At 42.8% G+C, this 18562-nt stretch carries 17 protein-coding genes; 11 read left to right on the top strand and 6 right to left on the bottom strand.

All coding sequences use genetic code 11. The features are described from left to right. From UCH003_RS07655 to UCH003_RS07695, 9 genes are all read left to right on the top strand, one after another. Positions 1 to 1644: an ABC transporter substrate-binding protein gene (locus UCH003_RS07655; RefSeq protein ID WP_231964836.1), complete on the top strand. Its 1644-nt coding sequence runs from the start codon at positions 1 to 3 to the stop codon at positions 1642 to 1644. Next, a complete protein-coding gene (locus UCH003_RS07660; RefSeq protein WP_060826060.1) occupies positions 1637 to 3301 on the top strand; it encodes a sensor histidine kinase in 1665 nt (554 codons plus the stop codon). The genes UCH003_RS07655 and UCH003_RS07660 overlap by 8 nt, the downstream gene beginning before the upstream one ends. 99 nt (positions 3302 to 3400) lie before the next feature. Then, positions 3401 to 3967 carry a hypothetical protein gene (locus UCH003_RS07665; RefSeq protein WP_060826061.1) on the top strand — a complete coding sequence of 189 codons (567 nt, stop codon included), beginning with the start codon at positions 3401 to 3403 and terminating at the stop codon, positions 3965 to 3967. A 12-nt stretch (positions 3968 to 3979) separates the two neighbouring features. Continuing rightward, a complete protein-coding gene (locus UCH003_RS07670) occupies positions 3980 to 6523 on the top strand; it encodes a molybdopterin guanine dinucleotide-containing S/N-oxide reductase (protein WP_060826062.1) in 2544 nt (847 codons plus the stop codon). A 254-nt stretch (positions 6524 to 6777) separates the two neighbouring features. Beyond that, the gene (locus UCH003_RS07675; protein ID WP_060826063.1) at positions 6778 to 8919 is read left to right on the top strand and encodes a methyl-accepting chemotaxis protein; all 2142 of its coding nucleotides are present in this window, start codon (positions 6778 to 6780) and stop codon (positions 8917 to 8919) included. A 258-nt stretch (positions 8920 to 9177) separates the two neighbouring features. Further along, positions 9178 to 9468 carry a nucleotidyltransferase family protein gene (locus UCH003_RS07680; RefSeq protein WP_060826064.1) on the top strand — a complete coding sequence of 97 codons (291 nt, stop codon included), beginning with the start codon at positions 9178 to 9180 and terminating at the stop codon, positions 9466 to 9468. 425 nt (positions 9469 to 9893) lie between these two features. After that, on the top strand, positions 9894 to 10367 hold the full coding sequence (locus UCH003_RS07685) for a GNAT family N-acetyltransferase (RefSeq protein WP_060826065.1): 474 nt from the start codon (positions 9894 to 9896) through the stop codon (positions 10365 to 10367). 110 nt (positions 10368 to 10477) lie between these two features. Next, positions 10478 to 11335 (top strand): D-amino-acid transaminase, encoded by an 858-nt coding sequence (locus UCH003_RS07690; protein WP_039674613.1) that lies wholly within the window; start codon positions 10478 to 10480, stop codon positions 11333 to 11335. A gap of 63 nt (positions 11336 to 11398) precedes the next feature. After that, positions 11399 to 12547, top strand: coding sequence for a GGDEF domain-containing protein (locus UCH003_RS07695; protein WP_039674615.1), 1149 nt, complete (start codon positions 11399 to 11401; stop codon positions 12545 to 12547). On the opposite strand, the gene UCH003_RS07700 is transcribed toward UCH003_RS07695, so the two are convergent. Continuing rightward, positions 12544 to 13038, bottom strand: a complete 495-nt coding sequence (locus UCH003_RS07700) for a hypothetical protein (RefSeq protein ID WP_039674617.1) — start codon at positions 13036 to 13038, stop codon at positions 12544 to 12546. The two genes, UCH003_RS07695 and UCH003_RS07700, sit on opposite strands and share 4 nt — an antisense overlap. A gap of 113 nt (positions 13039 to 13151) precedes the next feature. Here UCH003_RS07700 and UCH003_RS07705 point away from each other — a divergent pair, with 113 nt between their 5' ends. Both UCH003_RS07705 and UCH003_RS07710 read left to right on the top strand, forming a co-directional pair. Further along, positions 13152 to 14492, top strand: coding sequence for an amino acid permease (locus UCH003_RS07705; protein ID WP_060826066.1), 1341 nt, complete (start codon positions 13152 to 13154; stop codon positions 14490 to 14492). A gap of 250 nt (positions 14493 to 14742) precedes the next feature. Then, on the top strand, positions 14743 to 15633 hold the full coding sequence (locus UCH003_RS07710; RefSeq protein WP_060826067.1) for a DMT family transporter: 891 nt from the start codon (positions 14743 to 14745) through the stop codon (positions 15631 to 15633). On the opposite strand, the gene UCH003_RS07715 is transcribed toward UCH003_RS07710, so the two are convergent. From UCH003_RS07715 to UCH003_RS07735, 5 genes are all read right to left on the bottom strand, one after another. Continuing rightward, a complete protein-coding gene (locus tag UCH003_RS07715) occupies positions 15623 to 16429 on the bottom strand; it encodes a PhzF family phenazine biosynthesis protein (protein ID WP_060826068.1) in 807 nt (268 codons plus the stop codon). The two genes, UCH003_RS07710 and UCH003_RS07715, sit on opposite strands and share 11 nt — an antisense overlap. 111 nt (positions 16430 to 16540) lie before the next feature. Then, positions 16541 to 16810, bottom strand: coding sequence for a type II toxin-antitoxin system RelE/ParE family toxin (locus tag UCH003_RS07720; protein WP_082709165.1), 270 nt, complete (start codon positions 16808 to 16810; stop codon positions 16541 to 16543). Further along, positions 16797 to 17072, bottom strand: a complete 276-nt coding sequence (locus tag UCH003_RS07725; protein ID WP_060826069.1) for a type II toxin-antitoxin system RelB/DinJ family antitoxin — start codon at positions 17070 to 17072, stop codon at positions 16797 to 16799. The genes UCH003_RS07720 and UCH003_RS07725 overlap by 14 nt, the downstream gene beginning before the upstream one ends. 58 nt (positions 17073 to 17130) lie before the next feature. Further along, entirely contained in the window at positions 17131 to 17634 is a 504-nt protein-coding gene (locus UCH003_RS07730) for a M48 metallopeptidase family protein (RefSeq protein ID WP_060826070.1), read from the bottom strand. Continuing rightward, positions 17631 to 18503 carry a CHAD domain-containing protein gene (locus UCH003_RS07735; protein ID WP_060826071.1) on the bottom strand — a complete coding sequence of 291 codons (873 nt, stop codon included), beginning with the start codon at positions 18501 to 18503 and terminating at the stop codon, positions 17631 to 17633. Before UCH003_RS07735 ends, UCH003_RS07730 begins: the two co-directional genes overlap by 4 nt. Positions 18504 to 18562: the final 59 nt, after the last annotated feature.

The following is an 18562-nucleotide window of genomic DNA, read 5'->3' on the forward strand; positions in this document are numbered from 1 at the left end:
ATGCTTGCCAAAAGCCTTATCTGCTTTGTTTTAGGGCTGTTCCCTTCTTACATGTATGCCCTCGAGTCAACCTACGAAACCGACGATGCGGCAAAGATCAGCCTTGCATCTCGCGATCCTAATTCGCATTTACATGTCTATATCCCCTCGTTGCCCTATGCGTATATTATGCGTTTAATCAACGGGACGTTGGTGAGACTGGACGATTCTACACGCGGTTGGGAGTATTTTATTGCCTATAAACATGAGAAACGCGATGATTTGACCTATGATTTTTGGCTCAGAGACGACGTGAAGTTTCAAGACGGTACGCCCTTGAATGCCGATGCCGTCGTTGAAAATTTTAACCATTTTCTGCAAGGTGCTTTTACTTACACAGACATTCACCGCAAACTCAAATCCGTCGAAAAACTAGACGCGTACCGTATTCGCATCCACCTCAATGCCCCTTACGGTATGCTTTTTCACGATCTCGCACGCATCAATTTTTACACCAAAGAGTATTACCGACACCATCAATGGTCAAAAAGCATCACCGCCGAAAATACCGCTCTTGTAGGGCCTTTCGGTGCGGGACCGTATATTTTAACGCAAGGGTATGCAACGGGGTTAGCCCAAAGCGATACGGTTGTTTTAAAAGCCAATCCTTACTATTTTGAAAAATCGCAACCCTATATCCAAACCTTAACGATTCACACGCGTATGCCCATCGATCGCGTGATCGACGCACTAAGCAATAAAGAAGGTCAAATCGACATTGCCTTTATCCCGCTGAATAAAAAAACCGAGATCGTCAATTCAAAATACGCAAAATTATACACACTTCCTTCGACGACGACACTAAGTTTTCATATGAATCTGATGAACCCCCAAACGCCTTTGCACGATCTTCGTATACGCCAAGCACTGAATGAAGCTTTAAACCAAGAGAACCTCGTCAAATTTGCATACAAAGGCGAAGGCGTTCCCTCCCCTTTTCCGATCTCGGCGAACATGTACGCCGCCAAAACACTTTCGAACGCTTACATGTCACACCCGCCCGCACGAATGAGCGACGAGGAGATCGCACGCATTTTAAACGGCGTTCATCTCAAAGTCGTCACGCAAGATCGCTTTTTATCCATCTGTAAAGGAATTGAATACCAACTCAAACGCTTCGGCGTCACGTTCAGTTACGATGTCACGAGCGATGAAAAATACGTTTTCAAACAACTCTTGACCAATCGTGAACACCGGTATGATTGGGATCTGTTATTGTGGGGAAACGAAGATTGGTACGGGCATCCTTGGTCGAGCCTCTTTACGCTTTACACGCCCAATCAATGGTGCGCCATCGACAAAGACGACGCGCTTGATGCTTATATGCGAACCCTCTTTACGCTCGAAAACAGCGATTCTCGTTTTTTACCCTTGATGGATACTATTTTGAAACATGTGTACGAAAAAGCTTACATGTTAAGCATTCCTTCTCCCAATATGGTCGTAGGCATCAATAAAGAAGTCGATTTTACCCCCTCAAGCGTAGCGATTATGCGTCTATGGGAAGCAAAACTCACACCCTATCATTGGTCGATTCGCTCGTCGCCTCTGCCGCAAGAGCGTTTACGTTACCGTTTACCGACAAAGGTCTTACCCGATGAATAACCTCAGCATCCGCACCAAATTTCTCATTTTGGGCATTATCGCCTTTGTGTCGCTTTTATCGCTGGCACTTCTTTCGATGAATATCAATCAGCGCGGTTTTGCCAACCTTCATCACGTCTTTACCGACTTCAAAAAAGTTCAAAATCTGCAAAGCAACTACATTGAACCGCTTTTTATGTTACGCGAAACGATGCTAACCATGGTCATGTCGCCCAACGACGATTATAAAAAGCGTGCGGATCAAAAGCTCATGCCCATTTTTAACAAGCTTGAAACGATGATCGAACAAGCTCCCGATCCGATAGCCGAACAATGGATTCGTTACAAAGAACTTTTGCTTACGACACGCTCTTACGCCCTGCAAAGCTTTGACGAGGGCTCGTTTATGAATGCGGTTTCAGCGGAGAGAGACGCTTTTTACACGCTCATCGATTCATTAAAAGCCTTGCAAGAAGATCGTTTGGAAGCTTCACAATCAACCTTTGCGAATGCCGAGAAAAACGTGATTCAAAGCCATTATTATTTGATTGCCGGTTTCTTTTTAATCGCCGTGATCAGCTTCTTGTTCGACTCGGTCATCGTCAAGCAAATCGTCGAGTCGATCGAAAAAGTTCAACACGGATTGCAACAGTTTTTTACCTATTTGAAAAATCCCACCAAAACGGACGAGCAGATTTTTATCACGTTCGATCATAACGACGAACTCGGGAAAATGGCGCAAACGATCAACCAACATGTCGCAAGCGTGCAAGAGAGGCTCAATCAAGACCGATTGTTGATTCAAGAAGCGACGCAAACGGTGAATCATCTCAAAGAGGGAAAATTCGGTCAGCGATTGAGTTTGAGTTCCAACTATCACGAACTCAACGCACTTAAAGACGTGATGAACGAGATGATGGACAGTTTGGAGCAAAAAATCCAAGAAGAGATCAAACAACGAAGCGATCAAGAAAAGCTTTTAGTCCAACAATCCAAGCTCGCAGCAATGGGCAATATGCTCGGCAATATCGCCCACCAATGGCGTCAACCCATCAGTGAGATCAACGCTATTTTGATGGAAGTCGAGGCGATCACGCGTTACGACACGTTAAGCCAAGAGAAGCTTCTTACATACATCCATACCTGTTGCGACGTTACCGAACACATGTCCAATACGATTTACGATTTTCAAAACTTCTTTCAGCCCTCCAAAAACAAAGAAAGTTTTAGCGTCATGGAAGCATGCAATAACGCCATCTCCATCATCAATGCTTCGCTCAAATACCATAACATCACGCTCAGCTACGATTATGCCGCCAAAGACAGTTTGATTATCGGCTATCCCAACGAGTTTGCCCATGCCGTTTTAAATATTTTATCCAACGCAAAAGATGTCTTAATCGAACGCCATGTTTTAGAGCCGTCCATTCGCATCAACATTAAAACGGGTAAGCACTTTACGATCATCCGTATCGAAGACAACGGCGGGGGCATCGCACCTGAAAATATCGATCGTATTTTTGAGCCCTATTTTACGACCAAACACGCCAAACAAGGCACGGGCATCGGGCTTTATATGACCAAAGCGATTATCGAAAACAACATGCAAGGCTACGTCAACGTCGAAAATACCGATCAAGGAGCACTCTTTTCGATCAAACTGCATTTACCGCTCTAAACGCCGTTTTTTCGCCATTTTTTTTCCACCAAATTCCCTTTTTTATCGCTTATACTCCTTCGTAGGTTTCAAATATTTTAGTTACTACGGAGGTATTGTATGTGGAAACAAATCGCGGGTATCGCCTTGGCGTCAAGCGCGCTTTTTTCGAACGACGTCGTCTATTTCGTGAAAGAAAAGCCCGTCTATTTGGACGCAACGTCCGGAAAAGTCGTGGGGAAACTTCTTCCTACTAACGCGGTCGAAATTCTTGCACAAGAGGGTGATCGAATCAAATTTAAGATCACGGGGTATCAAAATAAAGCTACGCCCAACGTGATTTATTTTACCGATAAAGCACGTATTTTCTCTCTAGCCTTTGCTAAAAACATCACGCCCGTAACGCAAATCGTGGAGAGTAAAGATCAATGGAATACCGTTACCACAGAGGCGTACACCACCAAAGGGGATTTTGAAAAAAGTGTTGAGCCCATGATGGAGAGAGCCGCTAAACTCTACTCGGATAATTGCTCCATGTGCCATACGCTCAATGCCGTCGATCACTTTACCGCCAATCAATGGCCATCTACGTTTCGCTCAATGCTAGATCGAACACCGATTCAAAAAGATGATGTGTGGTTAGTGACTCAGTATTTGCAAAAAAATGCCAGTGATATGAAAAAGTAAGAGGAGAACGTTATGCAAGAAACAATCAATCGAAGAGGATTTTTAAAAATCGGTGCCACATTAGCGTCCGTTCCCGTTTTTTCGCAACTGTCTGGAACCTATTCGCTTTTTGCCAAAGATGTGAGCGATTTGGTTAAAAACGGCGAAGTCGTTACGGGTACGCACTGGGGTGTTTTAAAAGTAACGCTAAAAGACGGAAAAGTTGTTGATTCTAAACCGTTTTTCAATACAAGTAAAATTCCAAACTCTCTGCAAGGCAATACCGCTGACATGATCTATAAATCGCGCGTCAAGTACCCGATGGTTCGTAAAAGTTACCTTGAAAATCCGGACAATCCAAAACCGGCTCTTAGAGGTAGCGAAGAATTTGTACGCGTGAGTTATGAAGATGCGATCAAACTCGTTGCACGCGAACTCAAAAAAACGCGTACCCAAAAAGGACCTGCAAGCGTTTTCGCGGGAAGTTACGGATGGAAAAGCGTCGGTAACGTTCATAACTCCAGAATCTTACTGCATCGTTTTATGAACTTAAGCGGTGGCTTTACGGGAAGTTTAGGCGACTACTCCACGGGAGCAAGCCAGATCATTATGCCCCATGTTGTCGGTAGCATCGGCGTTTATGAACAACAAACCAGCTGGCCGGTGATCTTGGAGCACTCCAAAGTCGTTGTTCTTTGGGGCGTCAATCCTATCACGACACTCAAAATTTCATGGCAAGTTGACGATGCTCAAGCTTTTGCTTATCTAGAAAAACTTAAAGCCAGCGGTAAACAACTCATTATCATCGATCCAAGGCGTTCAGAGACCATTCGCTATTTTGACAAAGCCAGATGGATTGCACCGCTTCCCAATACCGATGTCGCGATGATGCTCGGTATGGCAAACCACCTGTACAAAAAAGGAAAATACGACAAAGAGTTCCTTGAAACCTACACGGTTGGATTTGACCGCTTTAGCGAATACCTTTTAGGAAAAACCGACGGTATCGACAAAACAACGGCATGGGCAAGCAGTATCTGCCGTATCGATGAAAAAACGATCCAAGAATTAGCAGAACTCTTTTATGATAACCGAACGTTTATGATGAGCGGTTGGGGTATGCAACGCGCGCACCACGGAGAGCAACCGCACTGGATGTTGGTCACCTTAGCCTCAATGCTAGGTCAAATCGGACTTCAAGGCGGCGGTTTTTCACTGGGTCATCACTACAGCGGAGCCGGTGTACCCACACGTAAAGGGGCAACGATCGGCGGTATCAATGCGGCAAGTTTAGGGTATTTTGACGAAAGCGGTAAATTTATCGGTACGAAAAGTAGCGGAAGCGACGCAGCCAGCACCGGAGAGAGTTGGAAACTCAAAGTCTCAGCCTCATCGTTTCCTGTTGCTAGAATCGCCGACGCATTAATGCATCCGGGAAAAACGATACAACATAACGGAAAGATAATTACTTATCCCGACATCGACTTTATCTATTGGGTCGGAGGCAATCCTTTTTCGCACCATCAAGATACCAATACGCTTGTCAAAGCATGGAAAAAACCTCGTACGATCGTCGTAAATTCCATTTATTGGACACCGAGTGCCAAAATGGCGGATATTGTGTTCCCTACGACTTCCCAGTACGAGCGAAACGACATCGCAATGATAGGCGATTACTCCAAGCACGGTATCGCACCGATCAAACAGTTGGTCGAAAAACAGTTTGAAGCGAGAGACGATTATCAGATTTTCAGCGATTTATGTTTGGCATATGCGGGTAAAGAACTTTTTAATGCTTACACCGAAAATGGCAAAAAAGAGATGGATTGGATCGAGGAGTATTATAACGTCGCGTACAATACGATCTTAAAAACACCGCAACTTTTGACGGATATGAAACCGTTTCAAACATTTTGGAGTGAAAATCAACCCGTTGTTTTTAACAGCACGATGGAAAGCGAAAGCTTCGTGAAGTTTAAAGATTTTAGGGACGATCCGATCTTACAACCGCTCGGTACGCCATCGGGTTTAATTGAGATTTACTCCGATACGATCGCAAAAATGAACTACGACGATTGTAGGGCGTATCCTAGTTGGTTTGAACCGATCGAGTGGCTTGGTATGAAACAAAAACCGGCGGAATTTCACATGTTAAGCCCGCATCCATACGATCGTTTGCATTCACAACAAAATCAAACACGTTTACGTGACACGTATGCCGTTGCCAATCACGAGCCGATTTATATCAACCCTAAAGATGCGGCTAAAAAACAGATCAAAAACGGCGATACCGTACGTGTTTTCAACGCAAGAGGTGAAATTTTGGCAGGTGCTGTCGTAACAGACGATGTAATCGAAGGCGTGGTGTGTATTTATGAGGGGGTATGGTACGACCCTGAAAAACCGGGTGCGGTAGGAAGCCTCTGCAAAAACGGTAGCCCCAATCTTTTAACGATTGATATTCCAACGTCAAAATTGGCAAACGGAAACATCTCGCATACGGCATTGGTCAATATCGAAAAATACACGGGAAAAACACTTCCTCTAACGGCATTCTCCGCACCTAAAGGAGCCTAAGCTTTTTCGCTCTCTTTGTCTTTCAAAGAGAGCGCTTCTTTTCTTACATGTAAAGATTTTATTTCGTCATATTAATCAACTATCCTGTCACTTTTCTATTATTTCACACTAGAAACCGCATAAAGTGTTACGTAGAAAAACTCTTTTGAAAAAAAAATTCAACAAAAAGCAAAATAGCGACATGTACATTGAATTTAAATCGATTTTCATCTAGAATAGTCTCGCAACAAATAACAACAAAGAAGGACCGTACAATGATATTTAGGTCCATACAAACTAAGATTGTTTTGATAGCCGGGCTTTGCTTGGTTTCAGCCGTTGTTCTATTGGTGGGTTACGGGTTGTTTTCATCTAAAAGCACACAAGATGTGGTTTCCAAGGAGGTTTCCTCTTTGTTGACGGAGCTCAACATGGAGAGACTGCAAAATTTAGCCGGCGAGCAAAGCGGTACCATTCAAGCCGAATTGGAGTTGGCGTTGAATGCTGCGCGTACGATGGCTAATACCTTTGAAGTGAGCAAACTTAAACCTAAAAATGGTAAAGAAGCTTTGGACATCGGCCGCGATCAGCTCAACGCGGTGCTTTTGAATGTATTGCAACATAACACGAGCTTTAACGGTACCTACTCCTGTTGGGAACCAAATGCCATCGATGGGGCGGATGAAAACTTCCGTGTCAACAAAGACGGTAACAACCCGACTACCGGACGCTTTACCCCTTATTGGACGCGTGATGATAAAGGCAATATTGCCGTTCAACCGTTAGTCGAGTACGACACCTACGACAAGCATCCTAACGGTGTTTTAAAAGGTGGCTGGTACATTACCCCTCGTGAGCAAAATAAAGAGAGTGTGCTTGGCCCTTTGCCTTACATCGTACAAGGGAAGCAAGTATTCTTAGCAACGATGTCTGTGCCAATTCATGTCAATGGTAAATTTTACGGTGTTGCCGGTGCGGATTATAACTTAGATTTTGTTCAGCAAATTGCCAAAAAAGTTGATAAGGAATTATTTGAAGCGCATGGACAGGTGTCCATCATTGCCGACAACGGTCTCTTGGTTGCCCAAAGCGAAAATCCTAATATGATCGGAGGTCATTTTAAACAAGTGATGCCTAAAGGTTGGGAAGAGATTTATGCAGCGATTCAAGCCGGTAAAGCGTTCGTTCGTATCAACAATGAGAGTGGTATGATCGAAACGGTTGCTCCCATCCAGCTTGGACAAACGGGTAAACCTTGGGCGGTTTTGATTCAAGTGCCACGGGAAATTATATTGGCGAAAGCGTTGATGCTTGATAAAGATATGAGCGATCGACTTTACAGCAATGCTTCAATGCAAGTTGTCGTTGGTGTTATCGTTGCATTACTCGCTATTATTGCCATCTATTTCCTTACCACCAGTATGATTGCCAAACCTCTTTTAAACCTTAAAGAAACTGCCCATGATTTGGCAACGGGAGATGGTGATTTAACCAAAAAATTAGCCATTAAAAATCAAGATGAAATTGGTGATGCTTCCCATGAGATTAACCAATTTATCGATAAAGTTCACTCAACCATCAAATTAGCAAAAGATACCAGTTCTGAAAATGCATCGATTGCGCATGAACTCTCAGCGACAACCCTGCAAGTGGGCAAACGCGTGGAAGACTCTTCAAGTATCATTGCTCAAGCCACACACATGTCAAGCGAGACCAAACAAGAAATTGTCGCTTCCGTCAATGAAGCAAAAGCTTCAAAAGAAGAGATCGTTAAGGCAAATAATGAACTCCAAAGTGCTCGTAAGTTCCTTCAAAAACTAGGACAGCGTGTTGAAGAGAGTGCGCAAACAGAACAAGAACTTGCACAAAAAATCCAACAACTTAGCTCTGATGCCGACCAAGTTAAAAATGTTCTTACCGTCATCAGCGATATTGCGGATCAAACAAACCTTCTAGCACTCAATGCTGCCATCGAAGCTGCACGTGCAGGAGAGCATGGACGTGGTTTTGCAGTCGTTGCCGATGAAGTACGCACCTTAGCAGAGCGCACCCAAAAAAGTTTGGTTGAAATCAACGCAACCATCAATGTCATTGTTCAAGCTATCACAGACAGCTCAGAGAGAATGAATGTTAATTCAGCACAAATCCAAGAATTAAACGCGCTCGCGGGGGATGTGGAAAGCAAACTCGATAACACTGTTTCTATGATGAATGTTGCAACCAAACTCAATGAGAAAACGGTTAACGACTACATCCAAACCGGTGAAAAAATCGATATCATCGTTTCCAAAATCGAAGAGATCAATACGTTAGCAACGCAAAATACCAGAAGTGTGGAAGAAATCGCAGGGGCGAGTGAGCACCTCAATGAACTCACCACACAACTCAACGCCATCCTCAATAAATTTAGAACATAAGTTAAAGCCCTATTTTAGGGCTTTAATCACTTTGTTTTTCGTGCCACGCAATCCATCAGTTTGGTTGAAAAAAAGCGTTTCTGCACTGGCTACTTTTTAAATTTTCTACTTTACATGTAAAGATTTAATTGATTAATTTCATTACAGTAGCCTAGTATCACCTTTTTTGAGAAAAAAAGAGAACAAAAAATTTTCAAAATAAGGTATTTCATTTTTTGCTATACTTAACATGAAAAATTCAGATGTTGGAGGCAAGCTATGGAAAGAGAGACTATTTTGGCATACTTAAAAAATCACAAAGATGAGTTTGCACAAAAGTATCACATCTCAAACCTTGCACTCTTTGGTTCATTTGCACGCAATGAAAACCATCATAACAGCGATATAGATATAGCCATCGATACAAGTCTAAGTGATTATTTTTTGCTTTATGATTTTAAAGAGAGTTTAGAAAAAGCATTTGATGCCAAAGTCGATGTTGTTAGACTTAGAGAAAAAATGAATCCTTCTTTAAAAAAGAGAATTTTAAAGGATGGTATCTATGTATGATAAAGAGCTTGTACTCGATATTTTAGAATAGGTTATACCCTTAAAATAGTTACCATTTCTTCTTGAAGTTACGAACAAAAGTTAAAAGTCAAGCCCTGACCCCTATTCTTTGCTCAGTGACTTGTTTAACCGCTTCTATTTTAAATTCTTCTGTGTAGCGTGGTGGCATCGTTTCTCCTTGTTCATACAACATTATTGTCAAAATCGACCTTTATTGATGAAAAAAGAACTGTCTACATTTTTGGGGTCATTCCATTTTGATACAATTACGTATTACATAAATGGGGACAGGCTACTTTTATGGAACTAGATAATAAATCTTTTACATGTAAATAAAAAGTAGTCCCCTTTATCTTGGGAGTAGGCTTAAGGGTTAAGATATTTTTTTATAAAATACTTTTCCAACAAATATACAAAGAATTCACATGAAAACAGAAAGATTAAGATTAAGAACATTAAACCAAGAAGATAGCAAAACGTTATATGAACTTATTTTTAGCGATAAAGATGTCATCAAATATACTTTTGGAAAAGATACTATTTCAGAGCAAAACGTATATGAGTATGTAAAGCAAATAGGGTTGAAAGTTTTAGAAAATAATACTTCAAAAGAAATTATAGGTTTAGCAGGTGTTCTACCTTGTTCTTATCTGCAAGCAGATGACTATGAATTTGGATTTATTTTGGCAAAAAAATTTTGGGGATTAGGATATGCAAGTGAAATTGGTAGAGCCCAAATTGCATCAATAAAAAATTCTTTTACTCAAAATAGAGCTATTGCAACAGTTTCTCCTGAAAATATCGCATCTATAAAATGCTTAGAAAAACTTGGACTTAAATATGAAAAAACAATCTTTACAGATAGAGGAGAAAAGTTAATCTATGTAATTAAATTTTAAACAGCCTCTTTTTCAATTCTTTACATGTAAAAGCATTTTTGTCTACTTATTGCACACCCGACTAAGAAACCTTTTGATACAATGTCGTATTATTTTTTTTGGAGTCTGTAATGAGCAGTATTGTTTTTTTAAACGGAGATTTTTGTAAAGAGGAAGATGCGAAAGTATCGATTTTTGATCGTGGGTATCTTTTTGGCGACGGTATCTACGAAGTGGTTCCTGTTATTAATGGCAAAGTGATCGACAAAGAGCCTTTTTTTGAGCGTTTTGACGGGAGTATGCGCAAAATCGGTCTTCAAGCGCCTTATTCGCATGATGAGGTTATGACGATTTTAAATACCTTGATCGCGAAAAACGACGTCGTCGAAGGCGGAATTTACATGCAAGTTACGCGCGGCGTCGCCCCTAGAGAATTTTATTTTCCCGAGAACACGCCTACGACGTTTACGGCGTTTACCTTTAAAAAAGAGATCATTCACAACGCGCTCGCCGAAAAAGGGGTTAAAGTTTTAAGCGTTAACGATATTCGTTGGAAACGCCGCGACATCAAATCCATCTCGCTTTTGGGACAAGTGCTTGCCAAAGAAGAAGTCCACCAAAAAGGTGCTTACGAGGGCTGGATGGTCGAAGACGGTTTTGTCACGGAAGGTACTTCTTCCGCGGCGTTTATCATTAAAGACGGCGTCATCATCACGCGTCCCCTTTCAAACGCTATCTTACCGAGCATTCGTCGCAAACTTTTGATGGAATACACCAAAGAGAACAACATCAAAGTCGAAGAGCGTCTTTTTAGCATCGAAGAAGCCATCCATGCCGATGAAGCTTTTATGGCAAGTGCTACGATTTTCGTTCTTCCGATCGTTGAAATCGACGGAAAACCGATCGGTACGGGAAAACCGGGACCCATGGTTCAAAAATTACGTGCTATGTACGTACAAGCCGCACTTAAAGAAGCAAGCGAAGCCTAAGCGCATCGTATCGGGCGGTGACTCTATCCGCCCTTTTTTCACATACAAAGGGATACTCCTTCCATGTTAACCTTGGCAAAAAAAATGCAACACCTTGTCGATCTCATCGTCGTCAAATCGCCCGTAAGCGATAAAGAAGAACGTGTCAGGCTGAACCACTACGTGTGGGTAACGTTTATGATGCTTCCTATCACGCTGATTGCCGGAGCGTATCATGCCTCCGTACGCAATTACGCCTTGACGTTTTTAATCGTTCTCTTTTCGGCGTACCTCGTCACCACGCTTTTTTTGATTGCCAAAACCCGTAAAACGTACCTTTTGTATTTTGTCTCCAATGTCATTTTTACCGTTTTGATGATTTATCTGCTCTACCATGCCGATTTTGACGCCTCGATGATTTTATGGCTTTTTACCTATCCGTTGGGAACGATTTTTTTATTTGGAAATCGTATCGGTTTTATGTGGAGTTGCGTATTGCTTGCGATCGTCATGGTCTTTTTCATATGGGTTCCGCACGTCGATCACGCGTACGATCTAGCGTTTAAAATCCGTTTTTGCTTTTCGTATCTTGCGATCGCGTTTATTACCAGCTGGATCGAATACTACAGACATCGCTACCAACACGAGTCCGAAGCCAACCGTGAAGCCCTTTTAGCGGAACAGACCCTTTTAAAAGAAGAGATTCACAGACGCACGCTTTTGGAAGAGGAGTTGCACTACCTTGCGCAAACCGACATGCTGACCAAACTTTACAATCGCCGTCACTTTCTCAACTGCGCTCACAAAGAGTTCGTACGCGCCAAACGTTACGGTTACGATCTGGCATTCGCCCTTTTGGACGTCGACCACTTTAAACACATTAACGACAGCTTAGGACATCCCGTAGGCGACGTCGTACTGCAAACACTCGGAGAGTATTGCGTTTCTCAGGTTCGCGATACCGATATTGTCGGGCGATTGGGCGGCGAAGAGTTGGCATTTTTACTCTTACATGTCAACGAAGAAAAGGCGAAAGAGAAGATGGAACACTTGCGTATCGCTTTAAGCCGATTGCGTATCACGTACGCGCAAGGAATCGAGCCTTTAAACATTACCGCCAGTATCGGCGTGGCTTCGATTACCTCCGAAGTGCAAAGTTTTGAAGATTTGTATCTGCGTGCCGATAAAAAACTGTACGAAGCCAAAAACGCCGGACGCAACTGCGTGCGTTAAGAGGCTTTTTTGAGCTTTGCGTTCTCTTTTTTCGTATGTCCGAAACGATCCAAGCCGTAGCGATTGTATCCGTCGACGAAAATTTTCTGCGACGGATCGAAACTCTCGCCGCAAGCTTCTTTATCGTAAATCACTTCGATACCTCTTTTCCCGTCCTTAACGCGTAACATGTACTCTACGCCTTGAGCGACCATGGAGACTTTGGAAAAGTCGTTGCACTGTCGTTTCAGATCGTCCGGCAAGGTTTTGTATTTGTAAAGTTCGTCAAGAATCTCTTTCGACTGCGACGTCGTCGCATCGAGCAAAACCCGTTTTCCTTCCACATCGACATGCTGGACGACGAGCCTTAACTCTTTGTACTTAAACGTTTGCGGGAGATTGGACTCCATACTTTTTGCCATCACGGACGCAAGAAGTTCAGGCGTTATCTTAAAACCCGACTGGGCACACACAAGCGAAACCAAACATCCTAAAGCCATCCAAAAGCGCATGTCATATCATCCTCAAATAATTTTCGTAATTGTACTTCTTTTTTGAGCAGATGTCAGCCTCCTTTTGCTTCAAAAAAGATACAATATACGCTTTTAATTGAGAAAGGAACTACATGCACAAAAACTCTCTGAGTCGAGGTCTCAAAAACAGACACGTTCAGTTGATCGCCTTGGGCGGAGCGATCGGAACGGGACTGTTCTTAGGCGTTTCAACCACCGTCCAAATGACCGGTCCGGCGGTTCTTTTAGGCTATGCGTTAGGCGGATTTATCGCGTTTATGATTATGCGGCAACTCGGCGAAATGATCGTCGAAGAGCCGGTAGCAGGTTCTTTTAGCCACTTTGCAAATACCTATTGGCATCACTTTGCCGGCTTTGCTTCGGGCTGGAACTACTGGATGCTTTACGTTTTAGTCGGTATGGCGGAACTCACCGCTATCGGAACGTTTATTCATTTTTGGTTACCCAACGTTCCGACATGGGCATCCGCGGCCTTCTTTTTCGTCATCATCAACCTCGTCAATCTTGCCAACGTACGTTTTTACGGTGAATTTGAATTTTGGTTTGCCATTATCAAAGTGATTGCGATTATTGCGATGATCGCTTTTGGTTCCTACCTTCTTATCAGCGGCAACGGCGGCGAACAAGCACATTTGAGCAACCTTTGGGCACTTGAGGGCGGTTTTATGCCGCACGGATTTTCGGGCTTTGCGATGGCAATGGTGTTCATTATGTTCTCATTCGGCGGGCTCGAACTGATCGGTATCGCAGCAGCCGAAACGGACGATCCGAGCCGTACGATTCCCCAAGCGACCAATCAGGTCATTTACCGTATTTTAATCTTCTACGTCGGAGCGCTCGTCGTTTTACTTTCGTTAATGCCGTGGATGAAAATGACCAAAGAGGTAACGCCTTTTGTGATGGTTTTTCACAGTCTGGATCAAAACTTTGTTGCGCATATTCTCAATGCCATCGTTCTCACTGCTGCACTTTCGGTTTACAATAGCGGCGTTTACTCCAATTCGCGTATGCTCTACGGTCTTGCCGCACAAGGTAACGCACCCAAACGCTTTATGAAAACAAATCGCGCCGGTGTGCCGGTCAATGCCGTTTTATTTTCGGCTCTTATTACGGGTCTGTGCGTCGTTTTGAACTACTTTATGCCCGAAGACGCTTTGAATTATCTCATGGCATTGGTCGTTTCGGCATTGGTTCTCAACTGGTTTATGATTAGTTTCGCGCATCTAAAATTCCGCTTGGCGAAAAATAAAGAGAAAATCGTTCCGAAATTTAAAGCGTTGTGGTTTCCGTACGGAAATTACCTTTGCCTTGCGTTTTTCATCGGTATTTTAGTCGTGATGTGTTTCATCGACGGTATTCGTACATCGGTCTTCCTGATCCCCGTTTGGCTGATCATTCTTGCGTTAGGCTATAAATTTTTACGCAACAAATAGTTCTGTTTTTTTCTTACATGTAAAGCCTTAACATGTAACCGACCTTGCGCTGCTGTTGACAAGCACGTCAAGGTCGGCTTTTTGTCTTATCCCAAAGATGAGTGGTTTTAGAAGAACCCTATTTTCAAAGGAAATTGTATGTGTTCGAAAACGCTTCCTTTTGAGCTTTTACACCGAGTTTTCCACTAATATCTACGACGAATCGCGCCAAAACAAACTATGATGCGCCCATTTCATACAAAGGTCGTTTATGCCAAAAGAGAGCAAAGCACATTTATTGGTTTTACTCAACACATTTTTAGTCGCAGGTTCGTTCATTGCCTCTCAAAAAATTGCAGGTATCATTCACCCTATTTCGCTGACACTGTTGCGTTTTGTTCTTGCGTCCATTTTACTGAGCCCTTTCATTTTTTTCAGCTCCACTAAACGAGAAAAGCTGACAAAAACATTTCCTAAAGCGATGATGATTAGCCTGTTTTATTCACTCTATTTCATTGCTTTTTTTAAAGCGTTGGAGATAACAACAGCGCTCAATACAGGCACACTTTACACGCTTGTACCGCTTGTTACGGCTATTTTGTGCATCTTTTTCTTTAAAGAGCGCATCAGCCCTTTTCAATTGCTGATTTATCTCTGCGGTATCGTGGGAACGGTGACTATCGTTTTTAAGGGCGAACTCTCTTTGTTGCTTCATTTTTCAATCAACAGAGGTGATTTTATCTTTTTGAGTGCCGTACTTTTTATGGCTATTTATTCGATTTTGACCAAATTTTTACATCAAGAAGAGGATGACGTACTGGTGTTGGTATTTATGACGCTTGTGGGTGGAAGTCTTTGGATGTTTACTGCATTGATGCTGATGGATATACCGCTTCAATGGGAGCGCATTACAGGCAATGCGCTCTTTGATATGCTTTATCTTGTCATCGGAGCAACGCTTTTAACGGTCTATCTTACGCAAAAAGCTTCTATCGTCATCGGTCCTAAAAAAGTGATGTCGTATGTTTACATCAGCCCAGCGAGTATCGCCTTCTTGCAATACTTACTTGAAGATGCAGTAATCACATGGGACATTTGTGTAGGCATCGGTATATCTTCGCTTTCAACACTCTTGCTACTGAACCATCATTCTAAGCATTGAGTGTTACGGAGCCTTGTAAATACTGAACACACGTACCTGAGACAAAAATACGCTCTTGCGTAACACGACAATAAAGCACGCCCGTACGTTTTGACGCTTGCAGCGCTACTAGTTCACTTTTTCCTAAACGCTTTGCCCAAAAAGGCGCAAGCCCCGCATGAATAGAGCCTGTCACTGGGTCTTCCACACCGCCATTGGCTGGCCAAAAATAACGTGAAGCAAAATCATACGCTTTGCTTGGTGCAGTTACGACCACATCAAGCGGTCCAAGTGTTTTTAGTTTTTCAAGGTCAGGCACGACGTTTTTAACATCATCCTCATTCGCATACACGGCAAAGTACGCTTGTTGATTTTGATGAAATTCTAAAGGAGCAATTGAAAGCCCTGTTTGCAATGCATCTGGAATAACGCTTAGTTTCTCAGGCGTACGGTTGGGAAAGCTCATCTCAATGCGCCCGTTTTCACGCGCATGCACTTCAATTTCACCCACCGCTTTGGCAAAAAATGTGACGCGCTCTTTTTCTCCTAGATGATTAAAAATAACATACGAACTCGCCAACGTCGCATGACCACAAAAGGCTATCTCAGTCAGTGGCGAAAACCAACGGATTTCATAGACACCTTTATCGTTTTTGACAAAAAAAGCCGTTTCTGAAAGGTTGTTTTCAGAGGCAATGCTTTGCATCAGAGTTTCAGGTAGCCAATGCTCAAGCGGCACCACGGCGGCTTGATTGCCTTTAAAAAGTTCGTTTGTGAAGGCATCGATAATGTAGATGGGAAGTTGGGAAAGAATCATTATTTAAACCTTTTGCTTGAAATGAAAAATATACTAATGTAGTTGTTAGATTAAGATTTGATTTTTTATATCTGACATCCTCTTGGTATAATTTTATAACCTTACTTATTCTTATTCAAATAACTCCGAATGCGAGCCAAGCCGAATGAGATTGAGCATTTGTTCATCAAGAAAATAAATTACAAGCAAATCACCACTAACATGAAACTCTCTAAACCCTGACCAATTACCCTCAAGGCAATGGTCTAAAGCTTCAGGAGGTAAAGATTCACGTTGCAAAAGTTTTGCCACATAAACGACAAACTTTGCGAAATGCTTTTCGCTCATTTTTACATGTAAAAAATCTTTTGTAAACTGCTTATGCCTTTTAATGCTGAGCACTTTTTTGACTTTCGAGTTCTGTTTTTAATGTTTCAAGTGTGACGGTTTCCATATTGATGCCTAAACGTGCTTCGTTCATCGCTTTTGCTGTCGTCTCATTGGGGATTTTGAGCTCAAAAGGAATACCGTTTTCGCTTTTAACTTTGGCTAAAAACATATTGATTGCTTGAGAAGTCGAGATGCCTAATTGTTTAAAAATAGCCTCTGCGGACTGTTTTAATTCAGCATCGCATCTAGCTCTAATGGTTGCTTCAAGTGCCATAGTAACTCCTTATAACTATTTTGTAGCACTATTGTAGCACAAAATTGTCACAATAGTGCTAATACAACTTCCCAAACACATCTAAATGCGTCAGATAAAGTCTCACATCAAACTCGAGTTGATGGTAACTTGGCTCCATCTTCTCGCACAGAGTGTAAAAGGCTTTGTTGTGCTCTTTTTCTTTGAGGTGCGCTAGTTCATGCACGCAGATCATCTTTAAAAAAGGCTCCGGTGCGGTTTTGAAAAGCGTTGCGATACGGATTTCGCTTTTGCTTCGAAGGCGTCCTCCGTGGTTTTTGATGGTGGTGCGATGCAGCCCAAGTGCGTCGTTAATGTCACTGATCTTTCCGTCGTACGAGACGCGGCTGAGCGGTTCGCTTTTACGAAGAAATTCCGAGCGTAACGCTATGACGTAGGCATACAAGGCTTTATCGCCGCTGATCGCGTGCGTGGTGGGGTACTTTTTTAGCAGGTATAAACCGAGTTTTTCCTCGTCGATGAGGCGTTGTACTTGCTGTTGCAGACTATGAGGATAGTGTTCTACGTAGTTTAAAGGATTCATCGTGCCTCATCGCATCGTTGAAAGCGGCGAAAGCGTTTTTTGAGGTTTTCGGCTTTACATGTAGCGATACATGTACGTTTATCTTCGCGCAAATCTGCTTTCAGCAGTGCCGAAAGTTCTCGAAGTTCGGTTTGATGCAACGCGTTATAGCGTTTGATACGTTTGATTTGGACATGTTTATCCTGTACGTTTCCCAAGGCGGTTTGCATCGGCTTCAAACTCTTGGCAAAATCTTTCCATCCAAGAGCGTCGCAGGTATAGCGTAAAGTTTTGTAGTGTAGGCGTAGTTGATGCAAACGTTCGTTGGAAGCATCTGCTACGAGGTGTTGCGAAAGCTTGGCAATCTTTTTCACGCGGGTGCGAACGATCGCTTCGAGACGGTGCGAAGCATGTTTTTGCGTTGGAGTGAGATACAAGTTTGCATCTTCTACGCAACGTTGTAGCGATGAAAGCATCTCAGATTCACGCGCGTAGCGTTCGCAAAAACGATCGTATGCGTCTTGTCGTTCTTGACGCAACGCGTTTTCAACCGCTTCAAGTTCGGCAAGCGAAACGGCTTCGACGCGGTTTTTATACGTCCCGATACACGCTAAAAAAACATCCAAATCCCGCATAGCATTGGTCTCTTTTTGTAAAAATTTAAAAGTTTGAAGAAGGACTTTGCGGCGTTTTTTTTCCAGAAACGAACCGAATTCTTGGCATAAAGAGCGACTAAAACGAAGGTGTATGCGGTAACGATGCAAACTCTCCGGCTCGTCGGTTTGCATAAAGCGTTTGACATGTAAGGCTATCTCGCTTTGCGCGTGCATGAGATTTTGTTGGAGAAGCATCGGAATTTCAAGCGTACCGTCATCGTTGAAAGAGCTCATTTTGCGCCTTATGAAGAAAGGTTGTGCGAGTATTAAGCAAAAGAGAAAACACTCGGCGT

This window comes from Sulfurospirillum cavolei, assembly GCF_001548055.1.
In the GTDB taxonomy this organism is placed as follows: domain Bacteria; phylum Campylobacterota; class Campylobacteria; order Campylobacterales; family Sulfurospirillaceae; genus Sulfurospirillum.